Here is a 22,579-nt window from a genome sequence, read left to right on the forward strand (position 1 = left end):
GTCATTTAGCGCGCCGTTCGGGCCTTCCTCCGCAGGGGCCGGAGGAGCCGTCCCGCGTCCGGCCGTCTATTTCGCTGCGCTCCCGGGGGCCAGCCGGACAAGACGGGGCGTGCACAGGAACCGCGTGCTCAGGTCTTTCAACTGCCGGTTGGATCGGATGCCCGAAACCACGACCACATAGGCGTCGCCCTCGGGCTGGTAGGTCACTTCGCAGCCCTTGAGCAGGGTTGCATACTTGGCGTTGTAGTGGCGAACGGCCCGTCTGGCGTTCTCCTCGGATACAAAGGTGTCCGCGACCAGCGCCGTGCCGGGGGGCAGCATTTTCTGCGCCGGTTTGGCCGGGGCCGATGCCGTTTCCTTCCCAGGGGAAGCTGTTTTTGACGCGGACAGGGGGGCGGAAGGTCTTTCTCCGCCGTCTTCGGGCGCATGGGCCGGGCTGTCGATTTCGGCTTTCCGGGCGGCGTGCTCCGGTTCCGGTTCGTCCAGCTTGAGAACGCCCCGTTCGGCTCCGCCTTGGGCAATTCCATCGTGCATGGGGGAATCGAGATCAGCAAAAGAGGTGAACATCTGGATGTCGTCCCCCAGGCGGAGTGAGTTCTCGAATTTCTCCCGGAGCACGGCCACGGTCTTGTCCTCGCCGTAAAAGAGGTAGTTGCCCCGCAGGCTCTCTCCCGCTTCGGATACGGTCAGGGTCGTTGTCGTTCCCACGAACTTCCGGTCGGACAGGAAGTCGTCCTTTACGCGAAGGGTGTAGGTGCCGGGCATGATGTCGTCGATGATGAAGAAGCCGTCCTGTTCCGTCCACGTGGAGCCGACCACCGTGCCGTCCTTGTCCAGAAGCTCGACGGGCGTCATGGGCTTGCCCCGGGCCTCGTCATCCTGGAGTAGATAGACGTAACCGTCCGCGTCGCCCGTCGCGTGCAGCGGAAATTCCAGGTCGTAGATTTTCCCCTTGCGCGGGAAGATGGCCGTTCCGGACCGGGAGGAGAGGCTGATGTCGCGGATCGAGTCCTGCTCCACCGAAACGTCCGTGCTCTGCAAGGGCGGGAGGTAGGTGAACAGGGCACGCCCGTTCTCGTTCGTGACCGCCTTGCGGTGGGATTGGTCCGCGCTCAGGACGACGTCCTTCACGGGCTCGTCCCCCTCGTCGAACGTCTCGTTGTAGTTCCTGTCGTTGTAGACCAGGCAGGAAGCGCCGCTGTAGTTCGCGCCGCCGCGGGAAAGCTTGGGCAGGAACGTGTCGGGATCGAAGTCGATGCTCATGGACACGCCCGCGAAGACGGAGAAGGAGTCGTCGTCCGACCAGGTGTTCTGGATGTACGGGGTGAGATTGCCCACGATGTAGCTCCAGGTGTTGCTGACCGAAAAACGGTGCGAGTCGACCAGGTATTTGCTCAAGGTCAGCGAGGTCGTCAATTTTTTGGACAGCCGGAGGGTGCCCGATGCGGTGAAGTTGCGGACATACGCCCCCTCTTCCTTGTTCAGGCCGTAGTCCGCGCTGGCCCGCAGCGTCGCGGTGTCCGTGCCGGTGTAAAAAGTGGAGGAGCCGTAAAGAAAGGGGTCCTCGTCGCTGAGCTTCTTTTCGTAGGCGCGGCCTGAAAGGTTGGTGCTGAACTGGCCGTAATCGCCGAAGAAGGACATGTTGCCGCCCAGGGTATAGTAGGAGGATTCCCGCTCTCCCTCACCGACCGTGGTGGTCCGGCCCATATTGCCGCCATAGGAGATGGACAGGGTCTCGAAGGGCGTGGCGCTGTCGCTGATCTGAGCCGTGAAATCGTTCTTGGTGGCGTTTTCCTCCCAGTTGGCGGAGGACTGGACCAGGCCCGCGACGGTGTAGTTCGTCCCGCTCTCCATGCTGCCCCGCAGGCTGCCCTTGCCCACCACGGAGCCGTAGGTGGAGTAGCCCACGTCCATTTGTCCCAGCACGGCGTCATAGCCGCCGCTCAATCCCAGGGAGCCCACAGTCCGGTCCCGCCTTCGATACGTGTCGCGGGTCAGGCCGCTTCGCAGCTCCATTCCCTTGCCCAGGCCCACGCGGACGCCGGCCTTGCCCCGGACGGTGCCTTCCAGGTCCTGCTCCACGGGAATGACCCTGCTGTTCTCCTCGGCGAAGACTCCCTTGCCCTGCTGGGAAATGGAGGCGTCGTAGACCACCTGGCCGGGTTTGACCGACGCGCCCACCGTGACCACGTCCTCGCGTTCCTCCTGCTGGCCTTCGGTGCCGTACAGTTTCAGCTTGAATCTGTTGACCCCGTGGAACAGCGGGACATCCCGGAACAGATAGGTGCCGTCGGAACCGATGGTCTGAAACCCGATGAGCTGATTGTTGCGGTATAGCTCCACATCCCATCCGGGCAGCGCCTTGCCCGTGACGGTGCGCGTGTCGTAGGACGACGAGGAGCTTCCTATTTCGGTGTTGGAAACGCGCAGGCCGCGCTCCAGCGTGCCGCCGGAGCCCAGGGGAGTGGAGGAGGGCACGATGTCGCCGGCCGTCACCTTGGTAAGATAGGGGTTTTGCCGCAGCAGCCGTTCGGCGGTCAGCGAGAAGTCCTTGAATTGGAGTCCGTCGTCCTTGCCGCCCAGATCCTGGGATACGGAGCCGTACAACGCCGTGGACATGTACAGCAGGTCCCCCCGGAAGAGCCCGGCCATGGAGAGCGAGGAATCCTCCTTGCCGTCCCGGTTGGAGTAGCCGCTGCTGATCTTGGCGTCCAGCCTGGGCAGGGCTACGGCCGCGTAATCCAGGTCCTGCAAGGGATAACGCAATCCCTGCTTCGCCCTGTTCATCCGCAGCTTGTCCCGGCGCAGCTTCATGAGCTCCATGGGCAGGTATTCGCCGGGGATGACGTACAGTATCATCGTGTGCAGGTCGATGTTCAGTTTGACGGGGAAGAGCGAAGAGAACGTCTCGGCGCTTATGAATATTTCGTCCGCGCTCGTGAAATAGGAATTCTGGGGCAGGGTCCGCGCCGCCCCGCGGTTGCGCACCTCGCCGGTGGCCGACGACAAGCTGAACTCGCGGTCCTCGCTGATGTACCAGCCCCGGGCTCCCTCGCCGTCCACCGTGATGGGGAAACCGAGCACGCCGCACAGTTCCCCCAGGGGGACATACACTTCCGAACCGCGTCCCTGACAGAAAAGGCCCTGATAAAGGAGCTGGCGGCGGAGATAGACGTCGAGGATGATGTCCTCGCCGGTGAGCACGAACGGTTCGGGAAGCGCCGAGTCGTCCGGCACGGCCGAAGGGCGCGTCTGCGGTTCCGCCGCGGGTTCCGCAGGGGGGCGGGCCGGTGGAGCATCCGGAACGGGCGGGACGGCTTCGGGCAAGGCTGGGGCGATGGCCGCCGTGCGGGCCGGGGCCGACGATGCGCGGGTGGACGACGCCGGAGGCGCGCGCCGGACCGGCGCGGTTACGCGATTGGCGGCAGGCTGTTTCGTTTGGGGGACGGGGATTGCCGTGGAGACGGGGGAAACTTCGGCGGAAACCGTTTGTTCAGGCACCTGGGCGTCCCCGACCTGCGCCGGGATTGCTTTTCCAGGGGGAGGGGAAACGGCCATTTTCCCCGTGTTGGAACGGTCTTCAACGTCCTGAACCGCCGCCACATTTTTTTGACTCTGGTCTTCCTGCCGTATGAGGTGGTTTGCCAGTATGCCGACAGCAACGGCAAAGAGCAGCGTAGCGCCGCCTTTTGCCAATAAGGGCAGTATCTTGCTTGTCTTCATCAAATTCAGGCACCACAGTCGATCGAACGTAGAAAACGCAACATGAACAGGAAGTGGAGTATGAGCGCTTGTTCAAAGCAAAATACGAGCCATTGATCCGTCCATCGGATTCAGGCGGGAATGGCGAGGATATGCGCAAGTCAGGAAAAAGGCCCTCGCCCACCCCCTGTGCGCGAAGGCCTGAACCTCATTCTCCGTTGTATTCCGACGGTTGTCCTGCCGCCGGTCAGGGAAGTTGGACGGAAAATTCTTTGCTGTCGATGACGGTTTGCGTCGCATCCTTGTAATTCCGGAGCTCCACGAGAATCCGTCCGCCCCTGAACTCCGGGTCGGAGATGGGCAGGGTGAGGGTCCGGGCGGCCAGCGGGAAATAGGTGACCGTGCGATCCTTGTGCGCGATCAGCTCCTTGCGGCCGTTGGCGACCCGGAAGACCGACGTTTCCACGAAGCTGGACCTGTTGCCGGTTCGGTTGAGCCGGAGGTCCAGGTATGCCTTGCCGTCCTTCCGCCGGACCGCGCGGACGGCCGACACCGCAGTCTGTACGGAGGGGGAGCCCTGATAGATGATTACGGGTATGCGCATTCCCACCTTCACGTCGACGACCATGCTGGAGCCCTTGGGGGCCAGGGAGGCCGCGTGATCGAGTTTCGGGGCGACGGATTCCGGCGTGTCCAGGGGGCTGACGCTGATGTAGCTCATGTATTCCCCTTCCGGAAGGTTCGGCGGCTTGCGGACGGCGATGCGCACGGCCTGTTTGCCGCCGGGCTGGAGCCTCGCGGTGCGGGGCGAAAAACGCAGCATGGAGCGGGTGAGCGCCTCCCGTTTCGTCAGGGTGGTCGGTTCGTAAAGGGAGCCGTCCTCCTGCATCCTCAAAGGCACGGTGGAGATATTGTATATGATGGGTTCTGCGGATGACTGGTTGAGGATGGTCAGGGCCGCGTATCGCTGGCCGTCCGGAACCACGATGCGCAGGGGGTCGAGCATGATTCCGTTGGCCAGGGCCGGGGCGCACAGGGCGAGCGCGAGCAGGAGGGGGAGACATATCCGGTTGAGTAGGTGCATCAGGTGGCTCCTAGCGTGTCCTTATTTGGTTGTCACTTCGATGGTTACGGTGCCTTTCAACTTCTTCCCATAGGCCGAGGCTCCGGTCAGCAGGACGCCGCCCACGTAGGCTTTTTGCCGATTGCCCTCGGTAAACGCCTGCACGGAGCTGTTCCTGTTCATGCCGCTGATGGTGGCTCCCTGTTCACCTCCATCCTCGTCGTACAGGCGGACCACAATGGGAAATTCCAGGCTTATGGTCACGTCCCCGAAGTCGTAAAAGTAGAGGGTCGCCGTATGTCCGCCCGAGACGTCACAGTCGGATGCGGGCGAGCAGACGGGGAGCCTCGTCCCGTTTCCGTCCAGGACGATGGTCAACCTGTTGGCGCGGGGGATGACGTAGCCGAAGTTCATCCCCGGAGAGACGAGGATGCGCGGTTCGGCGCAGGCGGTGCCGTGAAGAAAGAAAAGAGAACTGGCCACGCATATCGAAGCCGTTAGACGGATAAGCGTGGCCAGTTGTTTCATTGGTGGGGCCTAAGGCTAGATGGCGGTCACGTCGACGGTGACGCTTCCGCTGTAGGCGCCGGTTTCGGCATTGGCCGGGATGTTCAGAATGGGGCCGACGCACAGGGCGGAGAACTTGCCGGCAGCCAGGGCGGTTGCAGACTGGGCGTTGAAGTTCGCCTTGTTGGTGGTGATGCCGGAAACCTCGATGGGAGTCGGCGCGGCGCTGTAGCTCTTGGTCAGCGTCGGGGTGCCCACCAGGGTCACGTCGATGTCCACGCCCGCCTGGGTGGCGATGATGTAGATGATGCCGGGGGTCTGGGTGCCGGAGAGGGCCGTGGGAGCGCCGGTGCCGGTGTCGATAGTTGCGGTGGTGACGGTCGGGGCGGCGCCGGCGGCGTCATCGCCCGTGGCCGCGGCGATGGGGGAGGCGTCCATGGTGATGGTCATGGCCACACCGGTCGAGTAGATCGTATCGAACGCGGCAGCGGTGGTCGAGTCGATGGTGAAGGGCTGGGCGAGGGTGATCGAGGCGTCGAAGGAGGTCTCTTCGGCAAAGGCGGAGCTGGCCAGCAGCAGCGCAGCCATGACGGTCAAGGCGAACATTCTGACTTTCATCTCATCTTTCTCCTGAAAAAAGGTTGAGGGTTTGAAAAAAGAAACAATTTTCCTTCATGTCTTTTCGGACTCAAAATAAAAGACTTTATGTCAGCGGTGAAAAAAAATGAATGTTTGGTGCTGAGGATATTAGCGTCATTTAAGCGCATATTTTCGCATCATAGAGTGAGTATCAATCGATTATGTGCGAATAAAACAACATTACGGACTTATATGTCCATTATTTTTTGCAACGAGTTTATTGTCTCAAAAATGTCTCAAATGAGAGTAAATAACATCAATGGAAAAAATGAGCGGATTTTAGCCAAAGAAGTCATATTCAAACGATATGAGTTATGTTGATAATTAATTCATACCTATTAGGTATATTTTAGTTCAGTAGTCTTTATACAAAAATATAAAGAGATGAAATTATTTATTGGTAAATTACCACCACAATTTGATAGAAAATAATAATAAAATCTATAAAATTACGAAACAAGAAATCGCAATTTAATCGATAAAATGTCACACTGTATAGGTGAAATTAGGTAGTTGAATGGGAAAATCGTTAATTTATGCAATTATTGCGTGAAATATACCTCAAATTGCAGTGTATACGGCAGGCGGTACTGAATGGAAGGGGCGGTTTTGCGGAAAGACGCCTATGCTCGAAAGAGGAAACCCGTCACGAATTGATCCGGCATTGCCTCGGGAGAGGATTCCGGGCGCGGGGCGGTACGTCCCTGACGATAGCGGGTCCTATCGGTTGTAGTAGGCCATCCACAGGCCTTCCATGACGAGGTCGGGCCGGAGTTCGTCGATGGTTTCGGAAACCTGGGCGATGGTCGGGGCCAGGCCGCCGGTGGCGACCACGAAGGGGTCTTCGAGTTTGGCGGAGAGCTTTTCAACCAGGCCGTCCACCATGGACGCGAAGCCGAAGACGAAGCCCTGATTGAGGCACTCCGCCGTGCTTTGGCCCCAGGTGAGGGTATCGCTCTTGACCGTGAGGTCCACTTTGGGGAGCTTGGCCGTGCCCGAGGCCAGGGCCGACGCCGAGGAGAGCAGGCCCGGGCAGATGAGACCGCCCTTGAAGGCGTTGTCCCGGACGCAGGCGCAGGTAGTGGCCGTGCCGAAGTCCACGACGATGAGGTTCCTGTTGTCGTAGGTCATGCGCGCCGAGTAGCAGCCCACCAGGACGTCCGCGCCCACTTGTTCGGGATGGGCGTATTCGTTGTCGATGTCGAGCGGGAGGTCGCGGCCTGCGAACAGGCATTCGCATTCCAGGAAACGTGCGGCCATGCTGCGGAAGAGCGGGTCCAAGGGCGGGACCACCGAGGAGATTACGCACGCCTCGATGTCCGTGGGGGCCACCCCCTCTCGCAGGAGAATGGATTCGATCTTGAGGCCCCAGTCGTCGTCGGTGTTGGCCGGACGGGTGGGGAGGGTGTAGCTCTCGTTCAGTCCCTGGTCATCGGCCAGGCAGAGCTTGGTGTTGGTGTTGCCCGCGTCGAACAGCAGCGTTTTGCCCATGTAGGTGTCTCCTCTGCGGGTTGTTCTATACTTTTTGAGGCAAAAAACAAGGCCCGCGCCCGGGAGGGAGGGCGCGGGCCCACGGCCTTGGGGGCCGTCAGAACCGTTCGAAGTCGTTGTCGTCGCCCATGTCCAGGGCCACGCCGCTTCCGCTGGCCGGGGCGGTTGGCCGGGCGACGGGAGCGGGGCGGCGGGGCAGGGGTTTGGCCTCGGGCCGGACGGCTTTGACCGTGACTCTGGCCTGTGGCCCGTCGGCAGCGCCGCTCAGGCGGAAGTAGCCGATGATGCGTTGCAACTGCATGGCGTGTCCCGACAGGGTCTGCGAGGCCGCGGCCACATGTTCGGATTCGGCCGCGTTCTGCTGGACCACGCGGTCCAGCTCCAGGACGGCGTCCTTGATCTGGGTCGCGCCCGCGTTCTGTTCGTCGGAGCTGGCCGAGATTTCCAGGATGAGCTCGGCGGTGCGGGTGATGTCCGGGACCATCTTGTCGAGCATGGCCCCGGCCTGTTCGGCGATGGCCACGGAGTTGGCCGACAGTTCGCTGATTTCGGCCGCGGCCACGCCGCTCCGTTCGGCCAGCTTGCGCACTTCGGCGGCGACCACGGCGAATCCCCTGCCATGGTCTCCCGCGCGTGCGGCTTCGATGGCCGCGTTGAGCGCCAGGAGGTTTGTCTGGCGCGCTATATCCTCGATGATGGCGATCTTGTCCGCGATCTGGCGCATGGCCTCCACGGTATGGGTCACGGACCGGCCGCCCTCCTTGGCGTCGTCCGCGGCCTGGCGCGCGATGCGTTCGGTCTGCTGGGCGTTGGCCGAGTTCTGCTCGATGTTGGAGGTCATCTCTTCCATGGAGGCGGAGACCTCCTCCACCGAGCTGGCCTGGCTGGACGCGCCTTCGGCCAGGGCCTGGGAGGTGTTGGTCAGCTCCGCGCTGCCCATGGTCACGGATTCCGCGGCGGCCTGGACCTGGGAAACCACTTCGCGCAGCCGCTCGCCCATGGCGTTGACCGCTTCGCCCAGCTCGTCCATTTCGTCGCGCATACGTCCCTTGCGCACGTCGAGCCTGGGCACGTCGAGGTTCCCTTCGTTGATGTCGGCCATGACCGTCACGGTGCTCCCGATGGCCGAGCTCATCCGCCGGGCGAAGAAAATGAAGGCGAGGACGCCCAGGATAAGCATGACCACGCCGATGCCCACGGTCCACCAGTTGGTGGATGCGAGCGCGCTTTCAGTGGCCCTTTGCCCTTCCATGAATTCGTCGAGATAGCCGGTGCCGAGGATGACCCAGTCCCAAGGCTTGAAGTACACGGCGCTGAGGATTGCCGTGCGCGGTCCGCCGTCCGAGGCCAGTTCGGTCTCGATGGTGACGACCTTGCCGTCGGCCTGCTTGGCCCCATTGGCCAGGTCCCTGTACACGGCCTCGCCCGAGGCATTGCTCCGCGACAGGATGTCGGTTCCCTCGGCCTTGTCGTCCTTGTGCATCTTGATGATGCCTTCGGCCGCTCCGGACCCGGCGAACACGGTCAGGAATCCTGTGTCGCCGAGGCGGACTTCCTTGAAGGCGCGGCGCAGCTGTTCCACACCCTCCTGGAGGATGCCGACGTACAGGCAGCCGATGACCTTGCCGGAGGCGTCGCGGAGGGGCCGGTACTGCGTCAGGTACCATGCGTTGACCACGAAGGCCGTGCCCCGGAACGTCTCGCCGGACTTGACGGCCTTGGCCACCGGCGAGGAGCCCGGGATATAGGTCCCCACGGCCCGCGTGCCGTCGGCCTTGAGAATGTTGGTGGCCACGCGCAGGAGGTCGCCGTTGTCGTTCATTGTCTGGAAAATGGTGCAGGTGGTTCCGGTCAGCTTCATGATGCCGTCCACGAGCGGGGTGGGGATTCCAGGCGCGCTGTTCTGTCCCAGCCATGTGGAGCCGAGGGCGAGCCTGGGAAGGGAGACGACGGAGGCCGTCTTGCTGATCTGGTTCACCGCCTTCCATTCCACTGTCTCGGGAAGAAGGTTGAGCCCGCCGCCGCGTTGCTCCATGTCCAGGACCACGCGCATGTCGTTTTCAAGCTGTTTGACCAAGGTGGCGTGCTGCGTGTCCAGCAGGTTGCGGGCGTCGTCCACGGCCAGGGTCATCTGCGCTTGGGCCTGAAGGTCGAAATGCGTGGCGAGGGTCTCGGAGACCTTCGAGCTCTGCCACAGGAGGATGCCGAGAATGCACGCCGCCGTCGTGCCCACGAGGGCGGTTCCGAGCAAGGTCAGCTTTGGACCTATTTTCATTGGTATTCCTTTGTATTCCTTTGTTTGCGAGGATAAAGAATGATGGGAAAAAGGTAGCAAGGGCGATGCGGCGGTCAATTATAATGTGTCGGATGTACCGGGCGGGCCTGGGAACGGGCCGGGCGAGTTGTGTCCGTTTCGGAAATCACCTATAACGGCGGAGGAGTATAAGCCCTTCACAAGGAGTGCCGTCGTGAATCCCGCTTCCCTCATACCGTTGGCCGAACCCATACCCGTGCATTGGGCGTGGTTCGACGTCCTGCTCATCGTGACCTTCACGGCCCATGTGCTGTTCATGAACGCCATGCTCGGTTCGGCCGTCATCGGCCTGGCGCAGGCGACGCGCGGCAGGGACGGCCTCATCCGCGCGGTGGGCATGAAGCTGCCTCCGCTGCTCGCCCTGACCATCAACCTGGGCGTGGCTCCGCTTCTTTTCCTCCAGGTCAATTACGGCAACTTCGACTATGTAAGCTCCGTGCTCATGGGAGGCTGGTGGCTGGCGGTGGTCTTCGTGCTCCTCTTCTCCTACTATGGCTTCTACGTGTACAAGTTCAAATACGAGACCATGGGCAAGGCCACGCGCCTGGCCCTGTTCGGCTCTTCCGTGCTCGGGCTGCTCTACGTGGCCTTCATGTTCTCCAACAACATGACCCTGATGCTCCGGCCCGAAGGGTGGCAGCCCTATTTCGACGGGTACGGCGGCTTCCTGAACTGGCGCGATCCGGCCATCTATCCCCGCTTCCTGCACATGATGGTCGGGACCGTGGCCGTGGGCGGCCTGTTCGTGGCCCTGCTCGGTCGGCACAAGAACAACGAGGAGTTCGTGGCAATCGGCCTGTGGTGGTTCATCCGGGCGACCATCGTCAATCTGGCCGTGGGCGTCTGGTTCCTGATGGCCCTGCCGAACCGGCTGCTCCTCGCCTTCATGGGCGGCTCGCTCCCGGCGACTCTGACCCTGGTCGCGGGGCTGCTCTCGGCGGGCGTCATGCTCTACGCGGGTTTCAAGGGCGATCCCCGGCGCACAGCCGTCTGGGCCGCCATCACCGTGTTCTTCATGGCCTGTACCCGCCATTGGTTGCGGACCCTGTACCTGGAACCCTGGTTCAAGATCGAGACCGTGCCCGTGACCAACCAGTACGGCTCCTTTTATCTCTTTCTCGGATTCGTCGCCGTGGGCGGGGGGCTGGTCGCCTACATGCTCAAACTCTATTTCAAATCGCGGCAGGGGAGGGCGTAAGTCATGGAATATCCCATCTGGCAACTGACCACTCTGGGCGGCGGCTTCTGGATCGCCGTCATCGCGACCCTGCACGTCTACGTGGCCCACTTCGCCGTGGGCGGCGGCCTGTTCCTGGTCCTGACCGAGCGGGCGGCCTACAAGTCCAACAACATCCACCTGCTTGAGTACGCCAAGAAGCACACCCGCTTCTTCCTGCTCCTGACCATGGCCTTCGGCGGCGTGTCCGGCGTGGCCATCTGGCTGACCGTGGCCCTGCTCGCGCCGGAGGCGACCATCACGCTCATCCACCAGTTCGTGTTCGGATGGGCGGCCGAGTGGGTCTGTTTCCTGGGCGAGATCGTCGCCCTCATCATCTACTATTACGCCTGGGATTCCATGGACCGCCGCGATCACATGATCGTGGGCTGGCTCTATTTCCTTTTCGGTTGGCTGTCCCTCTTTCTCATCAACGGGATCATCGGCTTCATGCTCACCCCGGGCCAGTGGATCGAGACCAAGAGCTTCTGGGACGGTTTCTTCAACCCGTCCTTCTGGCCTTCTCTGGTGTTCCGCTCCTTCTTCTCCGCCGTGTGCGCCGGGCTGTTCGGCTTTGTCACGGCCACCCGCATCAAGGACGAGGCCACCCGGCTGCGCGCCGTCCGCGTCTGTTCGGCCTGGACCGTGCTCGGCGTGCTGGCCGTATTCCTGTCCGGCTGGTGGTACGTGGCCGCCATGCCGCCCGAGCAGTACGAGATGATCGTTTCCAAGTCGAACCGCGTGTCCGACTTCATGCGGTACTTCTGGATATTCGGCGCGGCCACCCTGGTCGGCGGGCTGCTCCTGGCCGTGAAGACGCCCCGGCGCATGTCCTTCGCCCTGGCCCTGGTGGTCCTGGTGGTGGGACAGGGGCTGTTCGGCTCCTTCGAGTTCATTCGCGAGGCGGGACGCAAGCCGTATCTCATCTGGGATACGGTCTATTCCTCCTCCATCCTCAAGGCCCGCGTGCCCGTCATCAACCAGAACGGGGCCATCGCCTCGGCCAAATGGGCACCGCCCGAGCTGGCCGACGGCGTCACCGAGGAAAACGCCAAGATCGCGGGCGCGTTTCTCTTCCAGCTCGAATGTTCGGCCTGCCATTCGATCCACGGCCCCATGAACGAAATTACCTCGCGTACCGCCCAATACGATGTGGACGGCATGGACGCCTTCCTGACCGGCATGGGCAAGCTCAACAAGTACATGCCGCCGTTCATCGGCACTTCCGAGGAGCGGATGCTGCTTGCCCGGTATATCGCGGAGGACCTGAACGGCCACGCTCCGGCTGAATCCGCCGAGATGCCCGAAATGGCCGAGCCTCCGGCCGCGCCCTTTGATCCCGACACCTCGGAATACGTCCTGGTGGGCTGGTGCGCGCGCGGCACGGGCTTCTTCGCGCAGAACGACAAGTGGACCCTGCTGCCGCCGTCCAACGTCATCCGTGCCCAGTTGGTGCTGCGCGACCCCTCGCCCGAGCGGGTCATGGACGGCGTGACCATTACCTATTCCATTCAGGCGGACCAGGATTCCCCGGCGTTGACCGGCACCCTCGAAGCCGACACGGACGCGGGCCGTTTCGAAGCCGACGTGTCCATTCCGCCCTACGCCAAGGGCGAATACAATCCGCTTCCGGTCGTCACCCTGACCGCGAAGGACGACTCCGGCGCGGTCTTGGCCACGACCATGCTCGTCGCGCCAACCTCCGACCAGATGGGGTGCTACAACTGCCACAGCGGCGAAATGATGCAGGACGGGTCCGGCATGGCCTCGGCCACGGTGGAGAACATCCTGGCCACCCATGACCGCATGAATTCCACCAAGCTGGCTCAGACCAAGGGCGTGGTGCAATGCGTGTCCTGCCACGACGACTCCATCCAGGGCGTGGAGGGGAACGCCGACAGGCCCAACCTGTCCGCCGCCATCCACGGCGTGCACGCCGTGTACATGGCCGGGCGAGAAGCCGACGGCTCCTGCCTCAAGTGCCACCCCCAGTCTACCCTGCGGGGGCAGCATGAGCTGCTCGGTTTTACCTGCACCGACTGCCACGGCGAGATCGAGGATATGGCCGTCTCCCTGCTCAAGGCCGAGCGGGAGCGGGGCGTTCCCGCCGCAGACATGCTCCTGGCCCGGATCACCCCGAGGACCATGACCAACGCCGAAGCCATCAAGCCTCGCGCGCCCTGGGTCAATCAGCCCGACTGCCTGACCTGCCATGTGGACTTCGCCCCGCCCGAAATCGATTCGGCCTTCAATGTCTGGACCGAGGATGCGGACGGACTCTTCTCGGCCCGGCGCGACGACATGGACGCCATGAGCTGCGGCGCGTGCCACGGTTCGCCCCATGCCGTCTACCCGGCCTCGCCGCGCGACAACATGCAGCCCATGCAGTACATGGGCGAGGCCCAGGCGCTCGGCGCGAACGGGACCTGCACCGTCTGCCATGTGGAGAGCATGGAGGACCCGGTTCACCATCCGGGCATGGGACTGGATTAGGGCGGTCCCGACCGTCCGCGCGACGGAGCCTTGCAAATTGCCGGGCCGGGGACCGGCGGCCGATGGCCGCCCGGTCTCCGGCCCGGATGCTTTTTCAGGAGCGGGGTGTCCCGCGTTATTCGGACAGCACGGGCGTTATGCGCTCAAGCGCCCAGTCCACGTCCTCCCTGCCGATGACCAGGGGCGGGGCGAAGCGGATGATGGTCTCGTGGGTCTCCTTGCACAGGAGTCCGGCTTCCTTGAGCCGTTCGCAATACCGGCGCGCGCCGCCCGCGTCGGGGTGGAACTCCACGCCGATGAGCAGCCCCTTGCCCCGGACTTCCCTGATCTTGGAGTTGTCGATCCGTTTCAGTCCTTCCATGAAGTATTCACCCATGTCGCGGGCGTTGTCGATGAGACCTTCTTCCGTGAGGACGTTGAGGGCCGCGCGCGCCACGGCGCAGGCCAGCGGGTTGCCGCCAAAGGTGGAACCGTGCTCGCCGGGCTTGAGCACGCCGAGGACCTCGGTGTTGGAAAGCACGGCCGAGACCGGGTAGAAGCCGCCGGACAGAGCCTTGCCGATAAGCGTCAGGTCGGCCTCGACGCCTTCGTGCTCCTCTGCCAGAAGCTTGCCGGTGCGGCCGAGGCCGGTCTGGATTTCGTCCAGGATGAGCACGATTCCCGTTTCGCTGCAAATGCGCCGGACGTCCTTGAGGTATCCCTCGGGCGGGATGATGACCCCGGCTTCCCCTTGTATGGGCTCGACGAGGAAGGCCACTGTGTTCGGGGTGATCGCCTTTTCGAGGGCGTCGGCGTCGCCGAAGTCGATGATCTTGAAGCCGGGGGTGAACGGTCCGAAGCCGGTGGTGGACACGGGATCGGTGGAAAAGGAGATGATGGAGATGGTCCGGCCGTGGAAGTTGTTGCGGCAGACGATGATCTCGGCCCGGTCCTCGGGCACGCCCTTGACCTGGTAGCCCCATTTGCGGACGGCCTTGATGGCGGTCTCAACGGCCTCGGCCCCGGAGTTCATGGGCAGAACCTTGTGGGAACGGGTCAGGTCGCAAAGCTCCTTGTAGAGCGGGCCGAGCTGGTCGTTGCGGAAGGCGCGCGAGGTCAGGGTGAGTTTTTCCGCCTGATCCACGAGGGCCTGTTTGATCTTCGGGTGGCAGTGTCCCTGGTTCACGGCGGAGTAGGCGGACAGGCAGTCCATGTACCTGTTGCCGTCCACGTCCCACACCCAGATGCCCCGGCCGCGTTCGATGACCACGTCGAGCGGCTTGTAGTTATGGGCGCCGAATTCGTCTTCGAGCAGGATGTAGCGGTCTGATTGCATGGCGTTCCTCGCGGTTGGGGGTTCTCGTGAGCCCAGCTCCGGAGAGAAGGGTTCTTGGAACGTACCGTTCATTTTCCGCGTGTTCAACCCGGGCTTGGAATAAATATGTTGTTTCAAGTGGAAAAAAATGACGAGTTAAAGTAAAAAATAAACAAAGCTAAACGGAACGAGTCTATGATCGATCCTGAACCGAGCGAACGGGTTTCCAGGCCCTCCGAGAAATCGTCTTATTCCGGCTGCCGGGACGAGCCGTTCGTCGATCCCGCCTGTTTTGTGGGGCTTTGCGGAGCCCTGGGCGACGGGGTGGTCGGCACCGATCTCTGCGGCGTCATCCGCGAGGCCAACGCCGCTTTCTGCTCCCTGATCGGCTACGAGCGGAGCGAGGTGATAGGCCGCACCGTTCTCGATTTCACCCCCGAAAACGAACGTGCGGGCGAGGAGGAGATGATCCTCGGTATGCTCGCATCCGACGGCGAGTCCCGGGATTTCGAAAAAGGGCTGGTCTCCAGCGACGGCAGGAAACTGCTGGTTCGGGTCAGTTGCCGTCCGCAGCGCGACAGGGAGGGAAAGCCCGTGGCCCTGTGGGGGCTTTTTCGCGACATCACCAACCTCCGCCAGGCCGCGAGCGTGGGCGACGAGAGCCTGGAGAGGTATCGCTTTCTGGCGGAGAACGCCGCCGACATCATCTGGACCATGGACAACGAGGGCCGGTACACCTACGTCAGCCCGTCCGTGGAGCGCATCCGGGGATATACGCCCGAGGAGATGATCGGTATGCCGGCCGAAGAGGCCGTCTGCTCCGATTCGCTGGAGAAGAGCTGGGCCCTCTGGGAAGAGGCCGACGAAGCCATGAAGCTTCAGCCCGCCGCGTCGCCGACCATCCGGCTCGAATTGCGTTTCCTGAAGAAGGACGGTGCCAGGATATGGGGCGAGTCCATGTCCCGGAGGCTCTTGAGGCCGGACGGCGTCCCGGAAGGCTACATAGGCATCACACGGGACATCACCGAGCGCAAGCGGATCGAAGAGCGGCTTCGCACCAGCGAGCATTTTCTTCAGGCCATGATAAACGCCACCGAGGATTCGGTGGGCCTGTTCAAGGTGGACGGCACGGTCCTGGCCATGAACAGGAACATGGCCAGGTTTTTTGGCCTGGCCGGCAAGGCCGCCGGGCAGAGCGTCTTCGATTTCATTCCCAACCCCCTCCTGCCTCTGATCCACGGATTCTTCCAACGGGTCGTGGAGTCGCGCAAGCCATTGAATGAGCAGGTGGTCTGGTCCGGCAGAATCCTCGACGGAGTCATCTATCCCGTGATGGACGGCGGCGAGATCACGGCCATCGCCGTGTACGGAAGGGATGTGACCGAGGCGCGATTCGCCGAGGAGGCGCGCAAGAAGACCCAGGAGCAGTACCGGCTCATCGTGGAGACGGCCAACGAGGGCATACTCGGCCTGGATGCAAGTCAGATGGTCACCTACGCCAACAGGATCGTGGCCGACTTCTTCGGCTGCAAGGTCGAGGATCTCATCGGCCGGAGCCTGCTCGACTTCCTGTCCACCGCCGATCTGGACGATAACGAAAAGCGTTCCAAGCTCCGCCTGTCGGGCAAGCGCGAGCGGTACGAGCGGCGTTTTCTGCGGCAGGACGGGGCCGAGGTCTGGGGCATGGTCTCGTCCACGCCGCTCATGGCCGAGGACGGCAGGCTGCTCGGGGTGTTCGCCATGATCGCGGACATCACCGAGGTCAAGCGGGCTCATAAGCGGCTGCTGACCATTTTGGACGGGATCAGCGCGGACATCTACGTGACCGATTTCGCGACCAACGAGATTCTGTTCATGAACGCGAGGATGGCCAGCCGCTACGGGCCCATCAAGGAAGGGATGCTCTGCCACAAGCTCGTCCGGGGCCTGGACAGCCTGTGTCCCCATTGCCCCAAGCCGAAGCTGGTGGACGAAAACGGCGAGCCGGTGGGCACCGTGGTCACGGAACGATACTATGAGCGGCAGAAATACTGGAACCTCAACCATGACCGGGCCATCCGCTGGCTTGAGGGCAGGCTCGTGCACATGCACATGGCCGCCGACATCACCGAGCTCAAGACCATGGCCGCCGAGCTGGAAAAGGCCATGGCCAAGGCCGAGGCGGCCAGCCTGGCGAAAAACGAATTCCTGGCCAACATGAGCCACGAAATCCGAACGCCCCTCAACGGCCTCCTCGGCATGTTGCAGCTCATGCAGCTCAGCAGCCTCGAACCCCTGCAACGCGATTATCTGGAAACGGCCCTCAATTCAGGGCGCAGCCTGCTCCAGGTGCTCAACGACATTCTCGATCTCTCCAAGGTGGAGTCGGGCAAGCTGGAACTGGAACCGGTCCCCTTCGAACTGGGCGAGGTCCTGGACCAGGTGGTCTCCACCTTCCGCCACGCGGCGGAGGAGCGCGGTGTATCCATGATATGGGAAATCGACGAGACGCTGCCCCGGCATTTCATGGCCGACAAGGGGCGGTTGCGTCAGATTCTCTTCAACCTTGTGGGCAATGCGGTCAAGTTTACCGAGGCCGGGTCCATCAAGGTCCGCGCCTGGCCGCTTCAACCGATCGAGAGCGGTGAACCCGTCCGGTTGCTCTTCGAGGTTTCCGATACGGGCATCGGCATTCCGGCCGACAAGGTGAATACCGTATTCGACCCGTTTACCCAGGTGGACGGCTCGTTGACTCGAAAGTATCAGGGGACAGGCCTGGGACTCGGCATTGTCCGTCGATTGGTTCATCTTATGGGCGGATTTATCGGCGTGGACACCGAAGAGGGTGTGGGAACGAGCATCTATTTCACGATCGACAGCCGAAGCGTGGAGCCGCTCTTCGGTGCGGCGGACTCCTCCTCCCAGACATCGGCCGAGGACGGCCTGTCCATCCTGGTGGCCGAAGACGAGCGGGTCAATCGCGTGGTCATTCAGCGTATCCTGGAGAAACTCGGCCACCAGGTCGAGTGTGTGGGAAGCGGCGAGGAGGCCATCAACATCCTGAGGGCGAGGACGTTCGACCTTTTCCTGACGGATATCCAGATGCCCGGGCTGGACGGGGTGGCCACCACGAAGGTCATCCGCAACGACCTGGAGCTGGATATTCCGGTCATCGCTCTGACCGCCCACGCCATGCACGGAGACCGCGACCGCTTCATCGAGGCGGGCATGAACGGCTATGTGGCCAAACCGTTCGAGATCGACGGCCTGAAACGGGAAATCGAGCGGGTTCTGGGCCTGGCCGAATCCTAGACCACGGACAAGGGACGGGCCTTCGGAAGCGAGGCCAGCGCGCGGCCCACAACGGCTCCGGTCTCTCCGGCGGCTTCGAGCATGGACAGCGCCCGATCCACGAGTTTCGGCGGCACGGCCAGCAGGAGTCCGCCCGATGTCTGGGCGTCGAACATGAGATCGAAGTGGATGGGGTCGAGGCCGTCGGCGACATCGACCTTCGGCAGGTAATGCCTGCGGTTGCAAATGGACCCGGCGGGCAGAAGCCCCATGGAAGCCATGTCCAGAGCGCCGGGCAGCAGCGGCACGTCCTTCATGCGCAGCTCCATCGTCACCCGGCTCGCCTCGGCCAGCTCGATCATGTGGCCGCCCAGGCCGAACCCGGTGATGTCCGTGGCTCCGGTCAGGCCGAGCTCGCGGATAATCATGCCGCCGGTCTTGTTCAGCCGTCCGCAGGTCTCGAAGAGCAGGTCTTCCATTTCATCGCAGCCTGGCATCTCGCCCTTGACCGCCGTGGCCAGCACGCCCGTTCCGATGGGTTTGGTCAGGATCAGCACGTCGCCGGGCGTGACGCCCCGGTTGGAGGCGAACCGGTCCGGGTCCACGGCTCCGGACACGGCCAGGCCGTACTTGATTTCTGGGTCGTCAACGCTGTGCCCGCCGCTGGGCACCGCGCCCGCTTCCTCAACGGCGTCATTGCCCCCGCGCAGGACTTCGGCCAGCACCGACATGGGCAGCTTGTCCGCGGGGAAACAGACGATGTTCATGGTCGCCCACGGTTCGCCGCCCATGGCGTAGACGTCGGACAGGGCATTGGCCGCCGCTATGCGGCCGAACTTGTAGGGATCGTTGACCACCGGGGTGAAGAAATCCACGGTCTGTACCAGGGCCTTGCCCGGAGGAAAAGACAATATGGCAGCGTCCTCGTTGTCGCCGGGACCTCCGGCGAGCACGCGGTCGTCAGGTCGGACCTTGAGGCCCGAAAGTGCTGTCTCCAGGTCCCCTGGAGTGATCTTGGCCGCTCAGCCCGCGGCTTTGACCATCTGGACCAGTTTCAACTTTTCCATGGTTTCTCCTTGGAGACGTTGTTTATCAGATGGTGGAGGGAAGGGGAAGGGGGTGCTTCTTCGCGGGGAGGTGCGCGAGGAAGCACCCATCTTAATCAAAAACAAAAAAGCCGCCCCAAGGGGCGGCCTTCCGCTTTCCAAAAGACGGTAAAGACAGCGCCTACGGCTTCAACTGACTCAACACCATGCCCCCCAACATGAGGGCGCAACCGACCATCCCGCGGGTGGTGAGCACCTCGCCGAGCATCAACCATCCGCCCACGGCGGCGAACACCGATTCCAGGCTGAGGATGATGGCCGCGTGGGCGGGCTGGGCGTCTCGCTGGGCGACCACCTGGAGGGTGTAGGCCACGCCCACGGACATGAGACCGCCGTACAGAATGGCCGGGCCCGCGCCGATGACGCCCGATACGGTGATCTCCTCGGTGGCCACGGCCCCGATGAGGGACAGGATCGCGCAGGCGGCGAACTGGATGGTGGACAGTTTGATGGCGTCCACTCCGTCCAGCCCAGGGGAAAGCTTGCCCACGAGCAGCACATGCCCCGCCCAGAAAAACGCGCCCACGAGGACGAGCATGTCCCCGAAGGAGATGGACAGGTCGGCGGTGACGGAAAGGAGATACATGCCGATCACGGCCAATCCCGCACCCACCCAGGTGCCCCAGCCGGGCCGCTGGGCCAGGAGCAGGCCGAAAATGGGCACCAGCACGACGTACAGACCGGTGATGAACCCGGCCTTGCCAGCGGTGGACGCCTCCAGGCCGAACTCGGCCAATTGCGGACCGGCCAGCCCGATCTGTTGCAGGGAAGCCCCGACGAACAGGGCCAGGCCCAGGGATATCCCGCCCACAGCCATGCGTTTGCGATCGGCCACGGCCGCGCCGGGAGCGCGCCTGCGCTCCATGGTCATGGTCAAAGGAACCAGGGCGAGCGCGCCCAGGGCGAAACGGATGCCGTTGAAGGTCAGGGGGCCGACGTGCTCCATGCCGACGCGCTGGGCCACGAAGGCCAGGCCCCAGATAGCGGCGGTAATGAAAAGCAGGACGTCGGCGCGAAATGCGCGGGTATTCACGGGAAGGTCTCCTTACGGGAAAAACTTCCCTCGTGTACTGTATTCGGTGCCGGGCGGCAAGACCGGGAAACCACTATTGATCGGGCTCTCCGCCCCGCTCCGCCTTGACAGCCTCGGCCTCGGCGTTGGCCTTGGCCGCCACCCTCTTGAGCAGATCCAGCAGATAGTCCGAGGCTTCCGGTGTTCCCTCGCGCGGGGCCCAGCCGGGCACGTTCTTGTCCGATTCCTCGCGATAAGGCCCGGTCTTGCATTCGAAGACCAGGGTGTCCGCCTTGAGCGGAAGGTAGGTGTGATAGACATGCGGAGCCACATCCACACCGAAGGTTTCGGTGCCCGGCTGGAGCAGGATTTGATCGGCTATCTCGCCGTCATCCGTGAACTCAATGAAAAGCATGGACCCGGCCATGACCAGAATGGTCTCGTTCTTGGCCGGTTCGAGGTGTCTGTGCGGCATGACGTAAGTACCGGGCTGCATGGCGTTGAACATGCGATGCACCGAAGCGTCATGGGACTTGTGCAGCTTCTGGAGCAGCCGCTTGCGTGGGCTGTGTTGCGACTGCGCAAGCAGCTTCCCCACCATGCTGAGGGTCAGGGGCACAACGTCGCCCGAAGGCGCTTCCAGGGCCGTGGGGTGGCTTTTTTCTTCACTCATGCCCGTTCGTACCCTGCCGGGCCGGTCAGGGCAAGAGCGGCGGCTAATCGAGCTTGAGTCCCAGCAGGGATATCTCGGAGTAGGCCAGATCGACGTCCCGGGGCTGCACCCGCTTGGATTTGTAGAATCTCGGGCACTTGATGGTTTCCACCTCGCCCCCGGCGTCACTGTTCAGAAATCTCCGGTCCGCGGCCAAAACGCATTCGTCGTCCGGCAGCAGGGCCTCGGCGATATCCTGGATACGCTCGGTGAACATGACGGGGTTGGAGCGGTAGAGTACATCGTAATAGATCACGCCGTCGTGCTTGATCGCGCGGGACAGGAACAGCAGGCATTGGGTGCAACGGGTCATGACCAGGACCGGGATAACCGGCAGCTCGCGGTGGTCGTCGAAGACGCGGATGTCGCCCAAATCGCAGCACTGCCGGATCTTGACCGGATCGCTGACCAGTTCGAGATTCTCGTAAGGCTTGCCGGTCTTGCGCCACAGAAGGCGCTCCTCCTCAAGCACGTTCATGCCCAGGGTCTTGAAGAAATCGATTCGTTTGGGAGACAGGGAAAAGACCGTGCAGGTCACCTCGGGATCGGAGGTGGCCATCTCCACCATGGCCGAGCCGAGACCTTGCTTGCGGTACTCCTTGAGAATGTACCAGGAAGAGAAATTCCGAAACCGCTCGCGGTGGCCGTCGATGACGCGGTAGGAGCAGACATGGCCGTGCACGCCCACAATGCGTCCGTTGTCCTCGGCGACGATGCCCATGTCGTGATCCGCTCCGCACCAGGACGGAGCAAAAAGGGCCTTCCATCGCTTCGGGGTGAAATTCGGGTTCATGTGGTCGTGCAGCAAGGTGCAGACGGCATCAATATCCTCAGGCATCATCCGGCGCAGTGTAGCGGTCATGGCAGTCCTCTGGAAAATGGTTCGAAGGGACGGTAGATCGTTCGCACGTTGTGCGCAAGGAAAAAACCTACCGTCCTGGTGCCACGATGCGAAAACCGGATTGAGGCGGGTGCGGGATCAGCCCTTGGCGGGCCAGATGACGGCCGGAGAGAGCCACTTCGCGGCCGGATGGGCCGAGGTCGCCTCGAACAGGGCCTCGACGAAACCCCAGGCGTCGGCGTCCATAACCATATGATGGGTGAGCAGACAGGTGGGCTCTTCCGGGGGAATTTCGCCCGTACGCTTGTCCTTCAGGTGCTCCACCAAAGACTTCAGGCACTTTTCCGTTCCGGCGAAACGCACATGCGGCTTGTCCTTCCAATGCAGCACGTCGCAGCAGGCATCCGCCACGCGAAGCTCGGCGGGCGGGGCGGGCCGTTGCTTCTTGTAGCTGGAGGACAGGCCCCGGTAGCCCATTACCGGCAGATAGGGGAGCAGCTCGGGATCGATGCGGTTCCACGGCGGAACCAGCACGGGCACGAACCGGGTCTTGAACAGCTGGGTAAGCTTGCCCATGCCCTGCTTGAGCTCTTCCAGAATCACGGACTTGGGCCGATGGTTGCCCAGCTCCCACGCGCCCGCGCCCGACGGGGCGTGGTTCACATGAGCGAAGCCGTGTTGCAGCACCCATACATTGTGGGCATGGGACACGGTTTTGCGCAGGGGTTCGCCCGCCTTGGCCGGAACTGTGGCCAGGCCGCAAGGTACGCCGAACCGGTCGCTCAAGGCGATAAGACGGTCCAGGGCCACGGTCGGTTCGGCCGCGTCGTCGTCGCGCCACCAGAATTCGGCGGTCTTTCCCGCGTCCTTCCAGGCGTCCAGCTCGCGCAGCAGCATGTTCATAGAGTCAACTGTCATG

The 22,579-nt window shown here is 62.6% G+C and carries 15 protein-coding genes; 3 read left to right on the forward strand and 12 right to left on the reverse strand.

The window, feature by feature from the left end; translation table 11 throughout:
- Positions 1 to 66 precede the first annotated feature (66 nt).
- From PSN43_RS01445 to PSN43_RS01470, 6 genes are all read right to left on the reverse strand, one after another.
- Entirely contained in the window at positions 67 to 3,237 is a 3,171-nt protein-coding gene (locus PSN43_RS01445; protein WP_272698934.1) for a carboxypeptidase-like regulatory domain-containing protein, read from the reverse strand.
- A 712-nt stretch (positions 3,238 to 3,949) separates the two neighbouring features.
- Positions 3,950 to 4,786: a hypothetical protein gene (locus PSN43_RS01450; protein ID WP_272698935.1), complete on the reverse strand. Its 837-nt coding sequence runs from the start codon at positions 4,784 to 4,786 to the stop codon at positions 3,950 to 3,952.
- A 21-nt stretch (positions 4,787 to 4,807) separates the two neighbouring features.
- Positions 4,808 to 5,248: a hypothetical protein gene (locus PSN43_RS01455; RefSeq protein ID WP_272698936.1), complete on the reverse strand. Its 441-nt coding sequence runs from the start codon at positions 5,246 to 5,248 to the stop codon at positions 4,808 to 4,810.
- Between the two features lie 60 nt (positions 5,249 to 5,308).
- Positions 5,309 to 5,890, reverse strand: coding sequence for a hypothetical protein (locus PSN43_RS01460; protein WP_272698937.1), 582 nt, complete (start codon positions 5,888 to 5,890; stop codon positions 5,309 to 5,311).
- Between the two features lie 741 nt (positions 5,891 to 6,631).
- Complete coding sequence (locus PSN43_RS01465) at positions 6,632 to 7,402, reverse strand: type III pantothenate kinase (RefSeq protein WP_272698938.1); 771 nt, start codon at positions 7,400 to 7,402, stop codon at positions 6,632 to 6,634.
- A gap of 97 nt (positions 7,403 to 7,499) precedes the next feature.
- The gene (locus PSN43_RS01470) at positions 7,500 to 9,677 is read right to left on the reverse strand and encodes a methyl-accepting chemotaxis protein (RefSeq protein WP_272698939.1); all 2,178 of its coding nucleotides are present in this window, start codon (positions 9,675 to 9,677) and stop codon (positions 7,500 to 7,502) included.
- Between the two features lie 193 nt (positions 9,678 to 9,870).
- Here PSN43_RS01470 and PSN43_RS01475 point away from each other — a divergent pair, with 193 nt between their 5' ends.
- Together PSN43_RS01475 and PSN43_RS01480 are read left to right on the forward strand one after the other, a co-directional pair.
- Positions 9,871 to 10,914 carry a hypothetical protein gene (locus PSN43_RS01475; RefSeq protein ID WP_272698940.1) on the forward strand — a complete coding sequence of 348 codons (1,044 nt, stop codon included), beginning with the start codon at positions 9,871 to 9,873 and terminating at the stop codon, positions 10,912 to 10,914.
- 3 nt (positions 10,915 to 10,917) lie between these two features.
- Positions 10,918 to 13,425: a multiheme c-type cytochrome gene (locus PSN43_RS01480; protein ID WP_272698941.1), complete on the forward strand. Its 2,508-nt coding sequence runs from the start codon at positions 10,918 to 10,920 to the stop codon at positions 13,423 to 13,425.
- Between the two features lie 115 nt (positions 13,426 to 13,540).
- On the opposite strand, the gene rocD is transcribed toward PSN43_RS01480, so the two are convergent.
- Positions 13,541 to 14,740, reverse strand: a complete 1,200-nt coding sequence (rocD, locus tag PSN43_RS01485) for an ornithine--oxo-acid transaminase (RefSeq protein WP_272698942.1) — start codon at positions 14,738 to 14,740, stop codon at positions 13,541 to 13,543.
- Positions 14,741 to 14,914: 174 nt separating this feature from the next.
- On the opposite strand from rocD, the gene PSN43_RS01490 reads away from it, so the two are divergent.
- Positions 14,915 to 18,010 carry a PAS domain-containing hybrid sensor histidine kinase/response regulator gene (locus PSN43_RS01490; protein ID WP_272698943.1) on the forward strand — a complete coding sequence of 1,032 codons (3,096 nt, stop codon included), beginning with the start codon at positions 14,915 to 14,917 and terminating at the stop codon, positions 18,008 to 18,010.
- Here the strand turns inward: PSN43_RS01490 and selD are convergent.
- The 5 genes from selD to PSN43_RS01515 form a co-directional block, all read right to left on the reverse strand.
- The gene (gene selD / locus PSN43_RS01495) at positions 18,007 to 19,056 is read right to left on the reverse strand and encodes a selenide, water dikinase SelD (RefSeq protein ID WP_272698944.1); all 1,050 of its coding nucleotides are present in this window, start codon (positions 19,054 to 19,056) and stop codon (positions 18,007 to 18,009) included. The two genes, PSN43_RS01490 and selD, sit on opposite strands and share 4 nt — an antisense overlap.
- A gap of 160 nt (positions 19,057 to 19,216) precedes the next feature.
- A complete protein-coding gene (locus PSN43_RS01500) occupies positions 19,217 to 20,128 on the reverse strand; it encodes a DMT family transporter (RefSeq protein ID WP_272698945.1) in 912 nt (303 codons plus the stop codon).
- Between the two features lie 73 nt (positions 20,129 to 20,201).
- Positions 20,202 to 20,780, reverse strand: coding sequence for a WbuC family cupin fold metalloprotein (locus tag PSN43_RS01505; protein ID WP_272698946.1), 579 nt, complete (start codon positions 20,778 to 20,780; stop codon positions 20,202 to 20,204).
- Positions 20,781 to 20,823: 43 nt separating this feature from the next.
- Positions 20,824 to 21,681 carry a GNAT family N-acetyltransferase gene (locus PSN43_RS01510; RefSeq protein ID WP_272698947.1) on the reverse strand — a complete coding sequence of 286 codons (858 nt, stop codon included), beginning with the start codon at positions 21,679 to 21,681 and terminating at the stop codon, positions 20,824 to 20,826.
- Between the two features lie 117 nt (positions 21,682 to 21,798).
- Positions 21,799 to 22,578 carry a polysaccharide deacetylase family protein gene (locus PSN43_RS01515; protein WP_272698948.1) on the reverse strand — a complete coding sequence of 260 codons (780 nt, stop codon included), beginning with the start codon at positions 22,576 to 22,578 and terminating at the stop codon, positions 21,799 to 21,801.
- Between the last annotated feature and the right edge of the window lies 1 nt (position 22,579).

This window comes from Desulfovibrio sp. Fe33 (assembly GCF_028532725.1).
GTDB lineage: Bacteria > Desulfobacterota > Desulfovibrionia > Desulfovibrionales > Desulfovibrionaceae > Pseudodesulfovibrio.

What these genes read in the sequence shown, in the direction of transcription:
- PSN43_RS01450 (WP_272698935.1), bottom strand. Translation starts at nt 4,786, where the DNA reads ATGCACCTACTCAACCGGATATGTCTCCCCCTCCTGCTCGCGCTCGCC.
- PSN43_RS01460 (WP_272698937.1), bottom strand. Translation starts at nt 5,890, where the DNA reads ATGAAAGTCAGAATGTTCGCCTTGACCGTCATGGCTGCGCTGCTGCTG.
- PSN43_RS01465 (WP_272698938.1), bottom strand. Translation starts at nt 7,402, where the DNA reads ATGGGCAAAACGCTGCTGTTCGACGCGGGCAACACCAACACCAAGCTC.
- PSN43_RS01470 (WP_272698939.1), bottom strand. Translation starts at nt 9,677, where the DNA reads ATGAAAATAGGTCCAAAGCTGACCTTGCTCGGAACCGCCCTCGTGGGC.
- PSN43_RS01480 (WP_272698941.1), top strand. Translation starts at nt 10,918, where the DNA reads ATGGAATATCCCATCTGGCAACTGACCACTCTGGGCGGCGGCTTCTGG.
- rocD (WP_272698942.1), bottom strand. Translation starts at nt 14,740, where the DNA reads ATGCAATCAGACCGCTACATCCTGCTCGAAGACGAATTCGGCGCCCAT.
- PSN43_RS01490 (WP_272698943.1), top strand. Translation starts at nt 14,915, where the DNA reads ATGATCGATCCTGAACCGAGCGAACGGGTTTCCAGGCCCTCCGAGAAA.
- PSN43_RS01505 (WP_272698946.1), bottom strand. Translation starts at nt 20,780, where the DNA reads ATGAGTGAAGAAAAAAGCCACCCCACGGCCCTGGAAGCGCCTTCGGGC.
- PSN43_RS01510 (WP_272698947.1), bottom strand. Translation starts at nt 21,681, where the DNA reads ATGACCGCTACACTGCGCCGGATGATGCCTGAGGATATTGATGCCGTC.
- PSN43_RS01515 (WP_272698948.1), bottom strand. Translation starts at nt 22,578, where the DNA reads ATGACAGTTGACTCTATGAACATGCTGCTGCGCGAGCTGGACGCCTGG.